Source organism: Anaerobacillus sp. 1_MG-2023 (assembly GCF_030547345.1).
GTDB classification, from domain to species: domain Bacteria; phylum Bacillota; class Bacilli; order Bacillales; family Guptibacillaceae; genus Guptibacillus; species Guptibacillus hwajinpoensis_B.
In genome coordinates this window covers 84,607-103,466 of the sequence record NZ_JAUORD010000001.1, presented here as the reverse complement: position 1 = coordinate 103,466, position 18,860 = coordinate 84,607, and the positions used below count along the sequence as shown (strand labels likewise).

The window sequence follows — 18,860 nt, the reverse complement described above, 5'->3', positions numbered from 1 at the left end:
TTTTTTATTCGTTAGAAGAAGCTGTTTTGGTTTTATTATGATAATGCTTTTTAGCTTTTGTACGATTTCCGCAAACCTCCATCGAACACCATTTCCGCTTTCCCTTCTTATTGACGAAGAAAGCTAAGCAATGTTCACTTTCGCATGCTTTTACTTTATCCAATACACCACTTGTTTCATGATCAAGCATCTGATAGGCAATGAGTGAGAGTAAACCTTTCGTTCCACCCTCAATAGGGAGCGGGATAAGGGACTTTTCATCGATCGTAAAAGAAAGTGGGGTCGCTTTTGTCACATTACTTAGCAATTCGAAAAAATCGATTTGAGAAAGGTTCGAAGCGAAGTATTCGCGACATTGATTCCGAAAGTGTTGAATGTCATTTGTATAAATAGGGTCCTTCTTAATGAATTCTACTTGTTTCTTGTTTAACAACCCCTTGTTTTCCATTAATGTGATCCACTGAACGACGTTCTCTTCCGTTAATAGCAGATCGATAGGGTTTTGATTTTGTATTTTTAGAGTGTTCATTAAGTTAATAAATAGGAAATTAGAAAAATGGGAAAAACTCGTTTCGAGTATCATGTTGAAACACACCTTTTGCTTTATCGTTGACATCGATTATAACATAATGTAGTATTCTAACCACTAAATTAGTTTTTAGTAGTTATAAAAATAAAGTAAGAGGAGAGATATAATGTCAGTACAAAAAGTAACGGACCAAAACTTCGAAGAAGAAACAAATCAAGGACTCGTTCTAGCAGATCTAGGAGCGCCATGGTGTGGCCCATGTAAAATGATCGCGCCAGTGTTAGATGAACTAGATGAAGAACTAGGCGAGCAATTAAAAATTGTTCAACTTGACGTGGATTCAAATCCAGAAACAGCAAGAAAGTACGACGTGATGAGCATTCCAACATTGCTTTTCTTTAAAGATGGCGAACTTGTTGAGAATGCGGTTGGATTTCGAACAAAAGAAGAATTAGCAGGTATTGCTAAAAATCACGGCTAAGTTTCTCATAAATAAAGCAGCGCTTCTAATTAAGAGCGCTGCTTTTATTATTGATTACGTATGATGTTAATTGGCTCTCATTAATTAATATCCTGAGTCCCATACCCTGTTATGGTGAGATTCACGTCTACATTAACAGTAAGGGAAGGGAAAATGTTTTCCCAATTCTTCTCGTGTTCCTTCCAGTATCGAGGTTGTTTGATTTTTACCCATGTGCCAATTTCCAGAAAATCGAGTTGCTGTTCTTTCTGAGCGATGGAAAGAACGCGTTCAATATCTTTCTTGATGACTTGTTGTCCCTTTTCTTGGAGTGGCGTTTCCCACCCTTCTTTGAAAACGTCGCGTTCTATCTCCCAGTCCTCCGCAAGTCGCAAAGAACTTTCTACAATAAGGTCGACGGTTAGCTTTCCGTTTTCTACATTTGGCTTAACGATTGTGTTCGATTTCATTATTTCTAGGACGACTTGATCTTCTCTAGACTCTTCCGCTTCAATGGTTACGATCCCACCCTGAACTTCATCTGTCACCCATTTAAAACCTCCAACTTCTTCTGGTGAAAGCCAGCCAACTAATTTTTCGTTTTTATTTGATATAATCCCGCCCCCAAGCAATCGGAGTCTATTATCGTGAATTCCTACTTCAGGAATGACGAAGCTTGCATCTTCTGTAATTCTATTGGAGGCTTCTCCGAATTTAAGGTTATCCAATACATACAGACTCCGCTCTTTGTTTTGAGTGAGCTCCTTAAGCTGTACGGCAGGAAACATTTCTTTTGTTGGATCGACATTTAGTATCGAAGCGGCAGGCTCTCTTGAAATAAATAAGGAAACAGTTCTCCTAAATTCATGATCACGCAAAAAGAAACTGATGAGTTGCTTGATCGGTTCTTTTTGTAGAAGCTCTTCCGAGAGAACCATGGATTTGAGGTGAGTATAGTTAGGTGGCCGGTCGGTTTCAAGTGAATTTTCTCGAATCACTTCAAAGAAATTATTCCCATTTAAAGTTATGTTCTGAAAGGGCTGCTCTCCAGTCGTCCCAGTCTCTGTTCCTTGGATGTTATTTGGAACGACGTATTGGTTTGTTAAGGCAAACACTTCCTCTTTGTCTTCATGGTAATCAAGTCCAATCCCCATGATCATGCCGAGATCTTCAATTTCATTACTATCCCAACACGCCGTAAGCAAGATGAGTTGAATGACAGCTAGAAATAGGAAAGTTCTCTTCATTAAGCAGTCCCCCTTCTAAACGAGAGCACTAGAAGCAATAGGGGTAGCGCGATGAGAACGGTGTAGGATAAATAATTCACGTATGTCCCGTAAGAAAATAGTTCAGTAATGCCTGACGGTAATAACGAGAGCATCAGAATGATGAATCCAATCATGATATTCATAGGGAGGGTGTTTTTTACCTGAAACGTTTTCCTCATTCCAAGCACTGCCGAATAGTAATAGGCGGCTAAAGTCGTGAAGATCGTAATGATCCATCCGAATAGGAAGAGAAGTTCGAATCGCTCAAAGAAGAACCCCTGAAATTCGATTGCTTTTGCCATTTCAATTGTTGGAAATGTTATTACCTTTAGTTCCTCGATACTAAGGACTCCGATGTTAAGAATGAAGAAGAGAACATAAATCACACAAACACTCCCAATACTGATGCTGAAAATGGTGAGCGTTGGTTTCCATTTCGTAAACGTAAATTTACCAGACAACACCATAATCAGTTCATATCCAACAAATGAAAAAAAGGTTGTGTGAGCTCCTTTTAATATTTCGATTCCATCAAAATAGAAGATGGGGCGTAAGTGTGTTGGTTCAATATTTTTGATACTAAGAAGAGTTAAGACAAAAAACATGAATAAGATGATTGGAAAGTACAGTTGAAAAAAAAGAATAATATTGGAAAGGCCGCTAGATACAAGATACATACATGAAACGACGAGTACGAGTAAGACGACGAACTTCGGCGTATTATCGAGCAGGTAGTAATTCACGATCTCGGCCATTGTTCGAATGATGTAGGATGAGATGGCGATCATGTAGGTAACAAAAATGAGATTAATCCCTTTTCCGATCCATTTTCCCGTTAATTCTGTGCCTATATCAAAGACTGTTTTCATAGGAAATCGTTTTATGAGCATAAATAGAAAAATCGCATTTATAAACGCAATGCCAGCTCCTAGAATAACGCTCATCCACATGTTTGGTTGACCAACGACTGCTGCGGTTTGTCTTGGCAACGTTACAATTCCGACACCGACGATCGTTGATATGATGAAAATGATGATTGGAAGGGAGGTATGGTTATTTTTCATGTAGTTTCCTATCCTTCTTTCCTACACGATAATAAAGACGTACAAACGAATCTTTCCAGCTTTTCAGCTGAATAGGCGCAAATGGTTCCATGTATGGCGTCCCAAAGCTTCTAAGTTTGATTAAATGAGTGGTTACGATGAAAATAGCGATTAGCAAACCGTATACACCAAGTATGGCTGCAGAGAACAGGAAGAAAAAACGAATTGTTCTTAACGCCAGGCTGAGTTGATAATTCGGAATTGCAAATGAACAGATCGCTGTGAATGAAATGACCATCACCATCATTGGACTCACGATACCCGAGCTGACCGCCGTTTCACCGATAACAATAGCTCCTACAATACTAACGGTGGATCCGATTGGTTTTGGTAACCTTACGCCTGCTTCCCGTAAAATTTCGATCGTAAGCTCCATAATAAAAGCTTCAATTACCGAGGGGAACGGGACACCTTCTCTTGTTTTGGATAAAGAAACGGCCAGGCTAGTGGGAATAAGCCCGTGGTGAAACGAGACTAAAGCAATGTAAGTTGCAGGCAATAGTACAGAAATAAGTGCAGTAAAATAGCTTAATAACCGAATTAATGAAGCAGGAATCCATTTAAAGTAGTAATCGTCAGGTGTTTGAAGAAGCATGTTAAGCGTTGTAGGCGCAATAAGGACAGTGGGAGAGCCGTCTGTCATAATTGCGACGCGTCCTTCAAGTAAGGCGTTTGCTACCTTCGTTGGATGCTGTGTTGATGTTAATTCGGGAAAGACTGACAGCGGATTTCGCTCAAGGAGCTGTTCAAGTATCCCTGCATCGGTTATATAATCAGCATTGATTTCGTTTATTCGTTCTCTGATTTCTTCAATTAATTTTCGATCGGCTTTTCCTTGCAAATACGTTAAAGAGATGTATTTCACAACGTCTTTTCCAATCAGATGTTGTTCAAATAAAAGGTCACTTGTTTTTAAGTGAGCACGTAATAATGCTTTGTTGTCTTGCAGGCATTCTATAAAACCATCCCGTGGACCGCTAATCGTCGGTTCATTGACCGGTTCATCAGGTGAGCGCTTCACAGAATAGGTCGTTTTCACAGCGTAAACAGTGTCAATGTCTTCCTCACGAGCAATAATAACGGTGCATCCATCCATGAGGTGCCTTGAAATGAGGCTATTATCTTTAATATTGTTAATTGCAGCCATAGGAATAAGATCAGGAAGATCAGCTGCGCTAATTCTTGTTTGATCGTCTGAAATGGTAAGTAGTGGACTAATGATCGTCTTTTGAATCACCATTCGATCAGAAATATCGTCAAGATACACAAGTGTAAGTGTGAGGCCATCGAGCTTAACGGTTTTAAGCTTGAGATCTTCGCTGTTATGAAACTCCTGCCTTATTTGATCCTCCAGCAATGAAGAGGATCGTGTAAAACGCCTTCTTTTCATATCGCCATCACTCCGAAAGTTATCTCCCTTTATCATTAACGGAATTGGAGAAACTATCCGTTCTTTCCATCACCTATTGAAAACTCTGTTAGGATATATAACCAATTTGTTATTTTCAATTTTCAAACATGGTACGATTTTGCATATTGATGCAACACAGAAAGAAGGGGATAGTGTGAAGAAACGACTTGTCGTGATCGGAAACGGCCTTGCTGGCATTCAATTTCTTGAACGCTTGCTATCGAGAAAACCGTCAAGTTTTGAAGTAACCGTCATTGGAAAGGAGCCTGCCTATAAGCGTTATCTTTTATCGCGCGTTCTACAGAAGGAACTACCCTTTGAAGATGTCAAATTAGAGGATGAGGGTTGGTATCTAAAGCGTGGTGTTCGTTTATTAAAGAATGAGACCGTGGTGACAGTTGATCCTCTCGTACGGAATGTGAAAACCGATCGAGGTCGAAAAATAGCTTATGATCTTCTCGTATTTGCAACAGGTAGTCATCCGCATCTCCTTCCCATCCAAGGAGCAGGGAAGGAAGGCGTGATGACCTTTCGGACGATTGAAGACTGTATGACATTAATGAACGCCCCAAATCATTACCAAAAAGCAGCGGTCATTGGAGCAGGCATCCTTGGGTTAGAAACGGCGATGGGACTTGTTCAGCGCGGAATAAAAACAACTGTAGTCCATCATCAGCCGAATGTGATGAACAGGCAGCTCGACCGGCTTGCGTCTGAAATGCTTCAGGAAGATTTAGAACGTATCGGTATTCACTTTTCATTAAGTAAGCGAGCGAAGGAGATCATCGGAACGTCGCATGCAGAAGGAGTTCGCTTCACGGATGGAACGACTCTTACAGCGGATCTTATAATCATGTCTGTTGGAGTAAAACCAAATATTGAACTTGCTAAGAAAAGTGGGTTGGACGTTCATCGCGGCATTCTTGTGGATGATTTTCTGCAAACGAGTGATCCTTCGATTTACGCCATCGGGGAATGTGCAGAGCATCGCGATATGACATATGGGCTCACTGAACCGCTTCTCGAGCAAGCTGAACATCTTGCAAGAACTCTCGCAGGATATCCAGAGCCGTATACAGGCTCAATCATGTCCACGACCTTAAACATTGCCAGTGTTAACGTATTCTCAGCAGGGCATGTTCTTGAAACTGAGGAAACAAGAACATTTCAATGGATTGACCCGATTCGACACATTTACAAAAAAATTGTGACCTTACATGGACGAGTGATTGGGGCTATTCTTTATGGTGATACTTCAGAGGCAGTTTTATTAGCAAAGCTTGTGAATAGCCTTGCACCCGTTTCTGAAATCCCATCCAATCAGCTATTTCCAGAACAAAAAATAACGCGCAGTACGTTAGCTCTTGTCCCTAAAGATGGGAGATCATCTAAAACGGCTCAAAGCTAATGAAGCATTTGTAAATAACATTGCTTGGGAGGATGTTTCTGATGCCGGTTCATGTCGTAAAGATTCACGTTGGAAGAACGCGTGATTTCACCCCTAGTTCTAGTCGAGCGATTGATTTACTCCAGCTTTCGATCGCCGTTATTTGCTTGTCGGATGGAACTTTCCACGCTATTCACAATCGTTGCCCATATGGTGGAACGGTTGTGAGTGGGAAGATCAGCGATCATTCTATCATATGTGCAAACCATGATTGCCGAATTGATGTTAGGACAGGTAAACTCCTTTCCCCGCATATTGGCGAGGTAGAGACATTTCCGATTGAAATAGAAGATGGATTGATCTACGTTACGCTTGAATGATTTGTAGTTGATCATATCATTGAGGTGCTGTACGCTCTATTTACGTATAAGTGAAGGAGATGGTACAGTCGTGGGCTTAATGAACAAAACCATAGCGGTTACCGGCGGAAGAAAAGGGGAAGAAATGCGTGCACTTATCGAAAAACAGGGTGGAAAAGCGCTCATTCGACCTGCACAGGGGACTGTTTTTACGAATGAAGAGCATGTCGTTCATTCTTTACGAGAAATAATTGAAAACCCTCCAGATATGTTGATTTATACGACTGGTATGGGAGAAAAAAGAATGACTGAGCTTGCGGAATTAGCTGGGCTAGAAAAAGAATACGATCATTTGCTTCGCTCGATTCCAATAGCCGTTCGCGGTACGAAAACGCTCCAGCATTTTAAACAAAAGGGCATTACGCCACAAACGGTGGCGGATCGTGGGACGATGAATCAATTGGAGAATGCCTTAACGATTGAGAATCAATCGGTTGTTCTCCAAATGCATGGTGAAAATGTGCCAGGGTTTATTGAGTCGCTTGAAGCTGCGAACAATGTTGTTACGACAATTTATCCATACGAGCATACGCCTCCAGAGCAAGCGGTGCTTCAGCAGTTAATTGAGGAGATAGAAAACGGACAGCTTGATGCGGTGGCGTTCACAAGCGCCATCCAGGTACGGTACTTTTTTGAATATGTTGATAGGGTTAAGAAAAGAGAAAGGATCCTATCTTCTTTAACAGAAACGATTCTTCCTGTAGCTGTTGGAGAAGTAACAGAAGAGCATCTAAAGGATCAAGGAATCGAGTATGTTCTCACACCAACCACACCACGTATGGGCGCGATGGTGATGGAAATGGCTAAGTATTATAGAAATCTAGCATCATCATAAAAACGCCGCCATCCTTTAAATAAGGGTGGCGGCGTTTTGCAATTTAGTCATTTAGTTCGTTTGATCTGCTAGCTTAACGAGAACGTGTGCCATATGCTTACGTTCTTCTTCGTTTGCTACGTTCCAGAGCTCGTTAAGTACTTTTTGTTCACGGTTACGCGGATCTTCGTGCTTTGCAAGATAATCTCCAACGCGCTTAGCACCTTTTGATAGTCCTTCTTCACCAAGACCGAGCTTCTCACCTTTGTTTACTTGATCACCAAGATAGTCTTTAAACGATTGGAAGTTCTGCATGATGTCCTCTTTCTTATCCTCGCTCATGTTAGCTACTGCTTGTTTTGGATCTTTCTCTGCCATTTTCATTCATCTCCTTAGTAGTGTTTAGATTCTTTCTTACGAAAGTTCTTTTAGAAACTATGCTTTTTTCCAGTATGCTGATTCATTACTTGATCGAAGTGGAGGAAAGGTTTCTCCACTTTCAAGACTAATGTGTTTTTCGTCCTCTGTGGGGTTACTCGATTTGTTCCCATTCGTTAAACCATCGAATTCATATTTTCCATTCTCAGGGGCTTTTTCACCTGTTTTGTAACGGTCTGCCATTTCGCTCATCTCCTTTTTGTTAAGTACATAGGGTATGTAACCGGAATTGAGAGGCGATAAACCCATAAAATGGTTTGTGAGCACATTGGATGTGCTGACATGTTTATAGTGCATATCCAGAGAACTGTTTAGCTGTAGGTTGGAAGAAAAAGGATATGTAAATAAACGTTATTGATTTTTGGCTCATTTGCTCGGGCGATTGGTCATCACAGAGCGACCTTTCAACAGAGCTGTAAGGCGAGTGAGATAAAAACTTCACTCGAATGAGCCAAAAAACGATAATTCACAGCATAAGCAAGCATAGCTAAGAAAAAAGAAGAGCGGCATCCACTCTTCATTCATCGTCTATATATTCCAGTAAATCTCCAGGTTGGCAATCCAGTGCCTGACATAGCGCATCTAAAGTCGTAAACCGAATGGCTTTTCCCTTTTCATTTTTTAGAACCGACAAATTCGCTGGTGTAATCCCAACAAGTTCAGACAATCGGTTCAGCGACATTTTCCGCTCTGCCATCATGACATCTAGTTTTATTCGAATCATCGTAAATCCCCTGCTTTATTGTTAGATTGTTTGTTTATTTTCTTCCACTGCGCTAACTGCAAATTTAAGAGCAGAAGCGATGAGAAGGAGAACGACGCCGCCTATGATGGTGTCGAGATAGGCACCAGTAGAAAGACTAATTTGAGCGTTGGTAATTTTCAGTAGATCGAGAACTTTTAAAGCTAACTGTTCTTCAGTATAAGTTGATAAGGTCCCCAAGAATAAGATTGTATATCCCAATTTTGATATAAGAGAGACATTCTCGTATAGAAAGAGATTTTCTTTGTAAATATTCATTAATAGTTTTTGAAGAAACCATAGAAATAGCAACAGTAAGCTACAAAAAGCGGTTGTTGAAACAAACGATAAAATTAAGAAAGAAGTATTGTTAAACAACTCTGGTTGCTTATTAAAGGAAAGATCAAAGTAAGTAAATATAGGCTCGTATATACCAAATGATTTTTCAAAACTACTTCCAGAAAACCAAATTCTTGTTATATGTTCCGTTGTTGTAAAAATAGACAACAAAGCAATGATGTAAAACAAGATCAAACAAATCCTAGATAATAGTTTGAAACCGTATTTCCATTTCATAGTAAAACTCCTTTGTAAGTTATTCCAGTTATCCTATCTTGATCTTACTACAAACACACTTCCATTTCGATAGTTTTTTATCGAAAAACAATAAATATATATTGAAAATAGGTATTTTACCTGATATCTTTGATTTAGGAAATATAAGGAATATCATTTAAAACATGGAAGTGGAAGTATGTGAGTTTCTAATTTAGGAGGTAAACAATGTGACAAATGTAAAAAGAAATGGACTTGTGGATGCATTAAGAGGATGGAGTCTTTTCGGGATATTGTTAGCGAATCTATTAATCTTTCAATATGGGATATTTGGAAAAGAGGAGATCTCGTTTTTTAATCTGTCATCAGTAGATTATGGTGGGTATGTTACCCTTAAAGTCCTTGTAGAAAATTCATTTATGCCGATCTTTACATTTCTATTTGGGTATTCTTTGATATTGATGAGAGATCGTTTGAGGCAAAGAGAGCGACGAGTAAAATGGCATTTATTTCGGAGGTTTTTGGTTTTAATTGGTTTGGGTGTGCTACATAGTACTTTTCTATGGGAAGGCGATATTCTTTTTCTTTATGGAATGATGGGAATGCTGCTTCTTTTCTTTGTTAATCGAAAGCGGAAAACGATTCTTGTCTGGTGTGTAATACTATTCTCAATCGTAACGTTTGTTAGTTATTTAGGGGGCGGGGAGGAAGTGCCTCTAATGAGTGAAGCGAAGATGACTGCTTATATGAACGATATGGTGAACATTTATAGCAGTGGAAACTATCAAGAGATCAAGAATCATCGGCTCAACGTTGATCCAATGGAGTTAAGCGTAGGGGAAGAAATTGCGATGGTTTTCTTCGTTCCATTTCTCCTTCTTCCTATGATGCTCCTCGGAATGTATGCGGGACATGTTCGTTGGCTCGATTCAAGTAAGATGAAACGGTTTTGGTACGTGTCAGTTCTTTTTATTCCGCTTGGTCTGCTCTTAAAAGTCTCTTTTTATTTATCGAAGGAGATTAGCAGGGTTCCGGATATGAGTTTAATCGGAGGAAGTGTGCTTGCAATTGGATACATCGGTTTATTTGGGTACATATACAGCCGTTCTCAAGGAAGTGAATGGATGAGGGGATTTGAGAGCCTTGGGAAGCTATCTCTGTCCAATTACATCTTACAAACGATAATTTGCACAACGATTTTTTATGGCTATGGGATTGGTTTATTTGGAAAGATGGGCGTGGTGTTTTCAATATTATTCGGAATCATTCTATTTATCTTCCAAGTCATAGAAAGTACGTTTTACTTGAAACGCTTTAACCAGGGGCCGCTCGAGAAAGTGATGCGTTTGTTTGTTTATTTGGAGAATCCTTTTCGAAGGAACCAAAAGCGTCCGATGAATGATGAAATCAAAGTAAGTTAGAGGAGTGTCAGTATGTCGACAGAAATTAGCAATCCAAACCGCCAATTAGCGAAGGAGGTTGTGCGCGTATGGACGATAAATGCAATCATTGGAAATAGTATTGGTATTCTCGTCTTGGGTATTCTTTTTTATCTTGATGATCGGTTCACCTGGTGGGGATGGGTAAGGTGGCTTTTAATGATCGCGTTGATTATTACGATAGTCATGACGATGTGGGATGTTTTTATTCATCCTAAGTTGAAATATAAGCACTGGCGATATGAAATAGATGAAGAGTACTTGAAGCTTAGACATGGGGCAATCAATGAAGAGCATCAGCTTGTGCCAATGAGCAAAATTCAAGCGGTTGCCACTAGTCAAGGTCCCCTATTAAGGAGATATCAGTTATATGCGCTATCGATTGAGACGATGGGTTCATCACATATGATTCCAGCGTTACCTAAAGAAGAAGCCTTTCAATTGCGGAATGAAATTGCCCGATACGCGAAGGTGAAGGAGGAGGGGGAATGAGAACTTTGCAAAGGTATTCCCCATGGCTACTCTTATTTGATACGTGGAAACTTGGAAAGAGCGCTATTTTCTTTCTAGTCTATTTCTTTCTGATCAAAGGTGATTCAGATTCCTTTTTCTTTGAATACGGACGCCCCGCGGTCCTTATTCTACTTGGATTATCGCTCATTCGGATTGCGCTGAAATGGTTAACGAAAAAATATCGTCTTGATGACGCATTCCATCTTCACGAGGGGATCTTTACGAAATCAAAACGAACGATTCCGTTCTCGAAAATTGAAAACGTAAACGAGCGCACGTCCTTCTTTCATCGCTTAACTGGGACCACCTCCTTGACCTTTGAAACGGGTATGAGGGGAGATGAGGCAGCGGTAGAATTTGATGTTGTTTCACGAAACCATGCTGAGGAGTTGAAACGGTATGTTTCACTCCAATCAGTAGAAGACTCTGAAGCAGGGCCTATGATTGAAACAGTATCGGAAGGAAAGGAAGACAAACAGCAACCAGATCGGATTGTTCATTTTCGGGCTCAAAAAAAAGATTTGGTTAAAGCTTCGTTTACATCTTTAAGTTTTCTTTTCCTTATACCTGTTGTTGGAGGGTTTTATTCTAAACTTGACGATATTTTCGGTGTGGAAAAGGATGCGGAAGGTTTGATTGGCTTTCTTCTTCAGTCAGGTTGGGTGATCGGCATAATCGTTATCGCCGCTGTGATCATATCCATTGGCTTTGGGCTATCCCGTACGTTTTTAAGGTACGGTGGGTTTGAGATTTCATCAGATAACGAGCAGATCTACATTCAAAAAGGAGTTCTTGACGCTACGAAATTTTCTATTTCAAAACACCGTGTACAAGCGATTGAAATCAATCAAACATTTCTCAAGCGTTTGTTTGGACTTGCGGAGGTGAAGTTAACGAGCGTTGGTGAATCGCGAGCGGATGAGGAGAAGCTTGAAAGCAACTCACTCTATCCCTTTCTACCAGTTCAACAAGCATATGAGATGGTCGAAGAAATTTTACCAATGTATCAGGTAACTGAAAAAATGGATCGATTGCCGCCTTCTTCGCTCTGGATTCGCGAACTGCGACCAAGTTTTCTGTGGATGATTGGAACGGGATTATTGTGGTACTTTAAGCCTGATGTTCTGAATGTCCCCTGGTGGATTTTCTCAGTATTGCTTCTTATGATCGTCAGTTTTATGAGGTACTTTGATTATCGCAATACGAAATATACTTTAAATGCTTCATTCGTTCAATTTAAAACGGGTGGATTATCCACTTCTTTATTTGTATCAAAAAGAAGTAAAGTGATTGAAGTTAATGTAACACGAGGCTTTTTTCAGAAAATAGCTGGACTTGCATCAGTTGGAGTGATTAACCGAGCAAAGCCTGTTCATCATTCGGGAATTGATGATGTGCCGCTTGAAATCGCCGGTTCCTTTTATAAATGGTATCTGGCTAGAAGAGATGAAATAAATTTGGTTAACTGATAGAGGGGAGAAACAATGGGTATATGGGTACAAAATATATTTATAACATTGAAAGCGCAATAACAAAAAAGTCTAAATATTACCTTTTCCTTTACCTGAATGATAGGATGACAGTATCAATTAAACGAGGTGATTTCTTTGAAAAAGATTAAACTAGGTACGAGTGATTTAGAAGTTGGCGAGATTTCACTAGGTTGTATGCGCATGAACGAACTTAGTGAGAAGGATGCCGCTTACGTGATTGAGAATGCGATGGACCATGGAGTGGATTTGTTTGATCATGCTGACATTTATGGTGGCGGGAAATCGGAGGAAGTATTCGCAAATGCGATCTCTGCAAACGATGATCTTCGTGAGAGAATGAAGCTCCAAACGAAGTGCGGTATTCGTAAAGGCTTTTTTGATTTTTCCAAAGATCATATTCTTGAATCGGTGGATGGAAGCCTAAGTCGACTAAAGACTGACTACGTTGATACTTTGCTTCTTCATCGCCCGGACGCCCTATTTGAGCCTGAGGAAGTAGCCGAGGCCTTCTCTCGTTTGAAAGAAAGCGGAAAGGTTCGTCACTTTGGCGTGAGTAATCAAAATCCAATGCAAATGGAACTGCTGAAGAAGTATTTGAAGGATGACTTAATCATCAATCAGCTTCAATTGAGTATTGTACATACGCCAATGATTGATGCTGGATTTAATGTGAACATGCAGAATGATCCAGCTGTCGTTCGCGATAGCAACATTCTTGAGTACTGTCGTTTGAACGATGTTACGATTCAAGCGTGGTCTCCATTTCAGCACGGCATGATTGAAGGACCATTCGTTGGAAACAACGCCTTTCCAGAAGTAAATGCAAAACTTCAGGAGCTTGCAGAGAAATACAATGTGACTGATTCAACGATTGCGATCGCATGGATTTTACGTCATCCTGCCAACATTCAGCCTGTTGTAGGCACGATGAACACAGAACGATTAAAGGATATTTCAAGAGCTTCTGATATGGAGCTTACGAGAGAAGAGTGGTATGAGCTTTATCGTGCTGCAGGGAATAAGCTTCCATAAGATAAAATGATTGTTCGTTTTAGAGCGTCATTCTGATGATAAGGAAATGCGCATTTCTAGGTTTACTATGTTTCTTAACAGAAAGAGGAGAGTTAATGATCACGGGAATTACTTTTGAGGTTCCGAATAAACAGGGTTACCTTCTGAGGGATATATTGATTCCAATCGATGTATCAGCTTTTAATTGGCTGGTCAAGGATGAAGAGGCTTACTATGTAGTTGATGGTGAGTTAGGTGAGCCGCTGTTTAATCACAAAACCTTGCATTTGGAAGGTCAGCTTCTTCAAAAGAAAATAGAAGAACAGCTCTCCTATGTGATTTTTGCTAATCTAAAAGCTTTTCCGAAAGGTTCGGTACCTAAGGGATTAGAGATGTATAAGGATTTTAAGGAAAGCGATTGCGAGTTTGTTTTACTTATAGTTGATGGCACTTTTGTTACCGTATATTGTAAAGATAACGTACTAAGTGAAACGTTATTCTATCATGCTAAAAGAAAGGGATACCTGGAAGTAGCCTATCTAACTGATGAAAATGATGAGAGGACAGGACTTCCTGTATGGTAAGAACGAAAGCGTAATACAAATTAACGATAAACAAGCTAGAATTCCTTTAGTAAAAGGCGTTCTGGCTTGTTTTTATATGGAATTTTATTTATGGACGAGTATCTCGACCGGACATCTGCCATGGAGAGTCAAAGGTACATTTTAGGATTTTAGCTTCAAAAACCTATCCCTTTTGACGCGAAATGAATATAACTATACAAGGTGGGACATGTAAGAGCTTTTTACTAGATTAAGAAAGGCGGCTAGATATGTCATTAGGCATAGGAATACCCATATTAGTGTTCGTCGTAACAATGATGGTCATATTTTGGAGACCGGGCGGGATAAATGAAGCATGGCCAGCCTCGATCGGAGCCCTCATCATCTTAGTAACTGGAACTGTATCCCTTGGAGATATAGCTGATATCCTAAGTAAAATAAGTGGCGCATCCATTACGATAATGGCGACGATTGTCATGGCTGTTATATTAGAAAGTTTTGGCTTCTTTCACTGGGCAGCTGCAAGACTAGCTGTTCTTTCGAAGGGATCGGGCTATCGTTTATATTGGTACATTCAGTTGCTTTGTTTCTTAATGACTCTACTATTTAATAACGATGGAAGCATTTTAATTACAACTCCAATCTTAATATTGCTACTGAAAAACCTTCGTTTAAAGCCACATCAAATGATTCCTTATTTGTTAAGTGGTGCACTCATCGCGACAGCTTCCAGTGCTCCGATCGGTGTGAGTAACATTGTTAATCTGATCGCTTTAGAAATTGTCCATATGACGCTTTATATGCATACGGCGATGATGTTTGTGCCTGCAACTTTAGGATTGATCTTTATGTCATCATTTATGTTTTTCGTCCTGAAAAAGAAACTTCCTAAAGAACTTCCAGGTGCGGCTTATGACATTGAAGAGATGTTCTTTTCGAAGCATTTTCATCCGTTAAAAGGGAAGATTTCCGTAGAAACGAAAAAGAAACGCACGCAGTTTATGATCAAGCTTCTCCTATTTGTTTTTATAATGCGCTGTCTTCTCTTTGTCGCATCTTACTTCGCGATCCCCATTGCACTCGTTGCTGTTCTTGGATCAGCTGTCTTGCTCGTGTGGAGATGGTATGCACTCGGCACAAATCCTATTGATATCATTAAGAAAACGCCGTGGCACATTTTAATATTTGCTTTCTCGATGTACGTGATTATCTACGGACTTCATAATGCAGGGTTAACCGCATTGCTTGTGGACATGTTAAATCCGATCGTCAACCAAGGATTGTTAGCAGCTAGTTTCATTATGGGAGGGTTAGTCTCCGTTCTTTCCAACCTCTTTAATAACCACCCTGCTCTAATGGTTGGAACAATTGCGTTAACGGAAATGGGATTAGACCCGATCACATTAAAAACCATTTACCTTGCCAATATTATCGGAAGCGACATGGGGTCCTTGCTATTGCCAATCGGAACGCTTGCATCCTTGATTTGGATGCATATTTTGAGACAGTATCATATTAAAGTGACGTGGAAAGATTACATGAGCGTATCTTTTATCGTCATTCCTCTAACGACTGTTTTTACACTGTTTCTACTATTCTATTGGGTGCAGCTGATATTTGGGTAAGAATCTTGGAGAGGAGCCTGTTTGAATGGATCGACTAGTTAATTTATTAGGAAAACATGTGGAAGTGAAAATTTCTGGAGGAACAATGTTTATCGGAATTCTTACGGATATTGGACCAGACATTCTCGTCCTTTTCAACGGGGAAAATTATCTCTACTTACCGCTGCTGCATGTTCATAAACTGTATCGCTATACGAAATCAGATACTGTCGAAAGCCCAAGTGCACCTTCACTTTCGGATGACATCGATTCGATTTCGTATCGGAAAATACTCATGAACGCGAAAGGAATCTTTACTGAAATTTATGCGACTGGAAACTTATCTTTCCATGGATATATTACGAACGTTCTGAGTAATTACATCTCATTTTATTCCCCAGTTTATAAAACAATGTATCTACCCTTAAGTCATATAAAGTGGATAACCCCATACAGCCAAAACAATACACCCTATACGCTTTCAAACGAAAAACTGCCAGTTAATCCGTCTAATATCCCATTGCTTCGATCATTTGAAGAACAGTTAAAGAAAGATGAAGGAAAGCTTGTCGTGTTTGATGCAGGAAGCGATCCAACTAAAATTGGCTTATTAACGAAAGTAGAAAATAATTTCGTTGAACTAGCGAATGCTAGTGGAGAGGCTGTTTATTTAAGATTAAACCATATTAAATCTGTGCAATTGCCTTAATGGGGTCAGGTTCGTACCTGACCTTTTTTTGTGCGTTTAGCAGACAAACTTCCTATGATGGATGGTCTAGTAAGAGGTGAATAAATGGGAATTCACTTCTTACACCTACGAAATAACTAGATAATTTTTCCATAAATGAGTCGTTTGTTTCAAGGTAACCCCTCCTTAAATCCAGAAATTCTTAAGTGAAATAACTAAGGAGGGATTTGTGTGAAGGGAAAGCGAGTGATGAAGCAGCTTCTGCAGGGGGTTGCTGCAGGCAGCTTATTAATGGGGCTTGCGCTACCAGCAAGTGCAGCTGAACCTGATACGAAAGAATTGATGCTTGAGGGGGAGGGGGCTTACGTTCCTACTGATTCGCCTAGCATTCAATTACCGAAGCAGCCGTTTCAGCTTCAAAAACCATCTAAGCAAGAAGGGGTACTTGGCCCAACAAAGCCTTCGTATGTGATGGATGTAGATTATAATGCCACGACGCACAAAGTAAAAGGGACACTTGAAGTAACGTTCAAAAACAACATCAAAAACAATTTAAGTGAGTTATACTTCAATCTTTGGGGAAATGCGGAAACTTTTGAAGAGAATGGCGGAAGTATGGATGTTTCCAAAATCAAAGTAAACGGTAAGAAAGCAACGTTTGAGGTAAACGAAACGGCACTACATATTCAAAACCTTTCGCTACCGAAAAATAAGAAATCGACCGTTACGATGAACTTTCAAGTGAGTTTACCAGAACAGCAGGATCGCTTTGGCTGGTATGGTGATACCGTTTCAATGGGCAACTGGTTCCCGATTTTAAGCGTTTACGATGATGAAGGCTGGAATGTCGATCCGTATTATCCGTATGGTGAAGCGTTTTATTCTCTCTCTGGAAAGTATGATGTCACCGTGACGACTGATAAAGAACAAGTCATCGCGGCGACAGGAGAAGAAGTTGGAAAGCCTGTTATTAAAGGAGATCAGGCGACGCATCGCTATAAGGCAAAGGATGTTCGCGACTTTGCGATGGAAATGAACCCAAATTACCGCGTCATCTCTTCGAAAGTGAATGGCATCAAAGTGAATGTCTACTATTCTAGTGAACACGCGAAGTATGCTGCGTCCCTACTCGAGTCTGGTGTTGATAGCCTTGCACTGTTCAGTGAGAAATTCGGTAAATACCCGTGGCCAGAGCTTGATATCGTGACGATGGAAGGCTGGTTTGGTGGGATGGAATACCCACAGCTCGTGATGATTAGTCTCGCAGGAGATCGGCCGCTTGATTGGGCGAAGTCAGTGAATGCTCATGAAATTGGACATCAGTGGTTCTACGGAATTATCGGAAACAATGAATATGATGAGCCGTGGCTAGACGAATCATTCGCAAGCTTTGCAGCGGCACTTTATGATGGCGATCTAGATGATCTAGATGTCGCTCCTCATCCGGATCAAGATTATCACCTATCCAGTCAGATCGCAGACTTCACTGCCCGTGCTGATGAAGGAGGGATCAGCGCATATTATTATATGATCTATAACTATGGATCAAGTACGATCAACGACCTTCGTCAGGAGCTAGGAGATGAGACTTTCTATGACGCAATGCAGCGTTATTTTAAGCAACAGAAATTCGGCATTTCGACTACTAGAGACTTTATTTCTTCGATGGAAAAATCAACAGATCGGGATTTGATGCCGTTCTTCCGAGATCATCGGGTGTATTTATCAGATCAGGAATAAGATCATGAGAAAAAGGACTAAATCGAATTCGATTTAGTCCTTTTTTTATGAAGGATAATAGATTGTCATGCTTAATTGAATTTCTTCATCACCTTCGTTCATGTAAGAGTGAACGCGGTCTGCGTTGAATTTAATAGAGTCGCCTTTTTGGAGCGTATGACGATGGTTTTCGATGATCATCGTTAAAGTTCCACTTACGACAGTCATGCATTCAATTGTGCCAGAGCGGTGGGGGCCTGATTCCATTAAAGCCCCAGGATCTAATTCAACCATATACATTTCAAACGGCTTGTGGTCTTCATAAGCAAAGGAAGGATACAGTCGGTACAAATCCTTGTCGTCTTTAAGAGGAGAGATGTTAACTTTTCGAACGATTTCCGTATCAGGCATTTCATATTGAATTAGTGAACTAAAAGGGATTTTTAACCCATTGGCAATTTTCCATAGCGTTGTAATCGTTGGATTGGATTCTTCCTTTTCGATTTGACGAATCAGACTCTTACTCACACCTGACATAGACGCTACATCATCAAGGCTAAGCTTATGTCGTTGTCGAAGCATTTTTAAGTTATTTGAGATCATTCCCTGGATATGTTCCAATCTTATTCTCCTTTTGTATACAATATAATGATCATATTGTACAATATAGTAAATTAATATATTGTTCTTTTTGTTCAATATGA

General features: G+C 40.1%; 21 protein-coding genes. 12 read left to right on the top strand and 9 right to left on the bottom strand.

Annotated elements, in window-relative coordinates; translation table 11 throughout:
• Positions 1-4 precede the first annotated feature (4 nt).
• On the bottom strand, positions 5-583 hold the full coding sequence (locus Q4550_RS00530) for a CGNR zinc finger domain-containing protein (protein ID WP_303529366.1): 579 nt from the start codon (positions 581-583) through the stop codon (positions 5-7).
• A gap of 112 nt (positions 584-695) precedes the next feature.
• Here Q4550_RS00530 and trxA point away from each other — a divergent pair, with 112 nt between their 5' ends.
• Positions 696-1,010: a thioredoxin gene (gene trxA / locus Q4550_RS00525; protein WP_303529363.1), complete on the top strand. Its 315-nt coding sequence runs from the start codon at positions 696-698 to the stop codon at positions 1,008-1,010.
• Between the two features lie 80 nt (positions 1,011-1,090).
• Here trxA and Q4550_RS00520 read toward each other — a convergent pair whose 3' ends face one another.
• Genes Q4550_RS00520 through Q4550_RS00510 form a run of 3 tightly spaced genes read right to left on the bottom strand, consistent with a single transcriptional unit; the run spans position 1,091 to position 4,750 of the window.
• Positions 1,091-2,236, bottom strand: a complete 1,146-nt coding sequence (locus Q4550_RS00520) for a Ger(x)C family spore germination protein (RefSeq protein WP_303529360.1) — start codon at positions 2,234-2,236, stop codon at positions 1,091-1,093.
• Positions 2,236-3,321: a GerAB/ArcD/ProY family transporter gene (locus Q4550_RS00515; protein WP_303529357.1), complete on the bottom strand. Its 1,086-nt coding sequence runs from the start codon at positions 3,319-3,321 to the stop codon at positions 2,236-2,238. The genes Q4550_RS00520 and Q4550_RS00515 overlap by 1 nt, the downstream gene beginning before the upstream one ends.
• Positions 3,311-4,750: a spore germination protein gene (locus tag Q4550_RS00510; RefSeq protein ID WP_303529354.1), complete on the bottom strand. Its 1,440-nt coding sequence runs from the start codon at positions 4,748-4,750 to the stop codon at positions 3,311-3,313. Before Q4550_RS00510 ends, Q4550_RS00515 begins: the two co-directional genes overlap by 11 nt.
• 175 nt (positions 4,751-4,925) lie before the next feature.
• Here Q4550_RS00510 and Q4550_RS00505 point away from each other — a divergent pair, with 175 nt between their 5' ends.
• The 3 genes from Q4550_RS00505 (at position 4,926) to Q4550_RS00495 (ending at position 7,412) form a co-directional block, all read left to right on the top strand.
• Positions 4,926-6,179: an NAD(P)/FAD-dependent oxidoreductase gene (locus Q4550_RS00505; protein WP_303529351.1), complete on the top strand. Its 1,254-nt coding sequence runs from the start codon at positions 4,926-4,928 to the stop codon at positions 6,177-6,179.
• Positions 6,180-6,220: 41 nt separating this feature from the next.
• Positions 6,221-6,538, top strand: coding sequence for a Rieske 2Fe-2S domain-containing protein (locus Q4550_RS00500; protein WP_303529348.1), 318 nt, complete (start codon positions 6,221-6,223; stop codon positions 6,536-6,538).
• Between the two features lie 79 nt (positions 6,539-6,617).
• Positions 6,618-7,412: a uroporphyrinogen-III synthase gene (locus Q4550_RS00495; RefSeq protein ID WP_303530452.1), complete on the top strand. Its 795-nt coding sequence runs from the start codon at positions 6,618-6,620 to the stop codon at positions 7,410-7,412.
• A gap of 51 nt (positions 7,413-7,463) precedes the next feature.
• Here the strand turns inward: Q4550_RS00495 and Q4550_RS00490 are convergent, their stop codons facing one another.
• The 4 genes from Q4550_RS00490 to Q4550_RS00475 form a co-directional block, all read right to left on the bottom strand.
• Complete coding sequence (locus Q4550_RS00490; RefSeq protein ID WP_226612230.1) at positions 7,464-7,769, bottom strand: DUF3243 domain-containing protein; 306 nt, start codon at positions 7,767-7,769, stop codon at positions 7,464-7,466.
• Between the two features lie 57 nt (positions 7,770-7,826).
• Positions 7,827-8,012, bottom strand: coding sequence for a YjzC family protein (locus Q4550_RS00485; RefSeq protein ID WP_194220931.1), 186 nt, complete (start codon positions 8,010-8,012; stop codon positions 7,827-7,829).
• Positions 8,013-8,346: 334 nt separating this feature from the next.
• Positions 8,347-8,553, bottom strand: coding sequence for a helix-turn-helix domain-containing protein (locus Q4550_RS00480; protein ID WP_194220932.1), 207 nt, complete (start codon positions 8,551-8,553; stop codon positions 8,347-8,349).
• 21 nt (positions 8,554-8,574) lie between these two features.
• On the bottom strand, positions 8,575-9,147 hold the full coding sequence (locus tag Q4550_RS00475; protein ID WP_303529345.1) for a hypothetical protein: 573 nt from the start codon (positions 9,145-9,147) through the stop codon (positions 8,575-8,577).
• 209 nt (positions 9,148-9,356) lie between these two features.
• Between Q4550_RS00475 and Q4550_RS00470 the strand changes: the two genes are divergently transcribed.
• From Q4550_RS00470 to Q4550_RS00435, 8 genes are all read left to right on the top strand, one after another.
• A complete protein-coding gene (locus Q4550_RS00470) occupies positions 9,357-10,547 on the top strand; it encodes a DUF418 domain-containing protein (RefSeq protein ID WP_303529344.1) in 1,191 nt (396 codons plus the stop codon).
• 12 nt (positions 10,548-10,559) lie between these two features.
• The gene (locus tag Q4550_RS00465; RefSeq protein ID WP_303529342.1) at positions 10,560-11,057 is read left to right on the top strand and encodes a PH domain-containing protein; all 498 of its coding nucleotides are present in this window, start codon (positions 10,560-10,562) and stop codon (positions 11,055-11,057) included.
• Positions 11,054-12,547 (top strand): PH domain-containing protein, encoded by a 1,494-nt coding sequence (locus tag Q4550_RS00460; RefSeq protein ID WP_303529340.1) that lies wholly within the window; start codon positions 11,054-11,056, stop codon positions 12,545-12,547. Before Q4550_RS00465 ends, Q4550_RS00460 begins: the two co-directional genes overlap by 4 nt.
• Before the next feature lie 138 nt (positions 12,548-12,685).
• A complete protein-coding gene (locus Q4550_RS00455) occupies positions 12,686-13,603 on the top strand; it encodes an aldo/keto reductase (protein WP_194220937.1) in 918 nt (305 codons plus the stop codon).
• Between the two features lie 95 nt (positions 13,604-13,698).
• Entirely contained in the window at positions 13,699-14,166 is a 468-nt protein-coding gene (locus tag Q4550_RS00450) for a DUF2691 family protein (protein ID WP_303529338.1), read from the top strand.
• A gap of 248 nt (positions 14,167-14,414) precedes the next feature.
• Positions 14,415-15,770 (top strand): arsenic transporter, encoded by a 1,356-nt coding sequence (locus Q4550_RS00445; protein ID WP_303529337.1) that lies wholly within the window; start codon positions 14,415-14,417, stop codon positions 15,768-15,770.
• 25 nt (positions 15,771-15,795) lie between these two features.
• Positions 15,796-16,458: a DUF2642 domain-containing protein gene (locus tag Q4550_RS00440; protein ID WP_303529334.1), complete on the top strand. Its 663-nt coding sequence runs from the start codon at positions 15,796-15,798 to the stop codon at positions 16,456-16,458.
• A 210-nt stretch (positions 16,459-16,668) separates the two neighbouring features.
• Entirely contained in the window at positions 16,669-18,177 is a 1,509-nt protein-coding gene (locus tag Q4550_RS00435) for a M1 family metallopeptidase (protein WP_303529332.1), read from the top strand.
• A gap of 45 nt (positions 18,178-18,222) precedes the next feature.
• On the opposite strand, the gene Q4550_RS00430 is transcribed toward Q4550_RS00435, so the two are convergent.
• Positions 18,223-18,777 carry a helix-turn-helix domain-containing protein gene (locus Q4550_RS00430; RefSeq protein WP_303529329.1) on the bottom strand — a complete coding sequence of 185 codons (555 nt, stop codon included), beginning with the start codon at positions 18,775-18,777 and terminating at the stop codon, positions 18,223-18,225.
• Positions 18,778-18,860 lie beyond the last annotated feature (83 nt).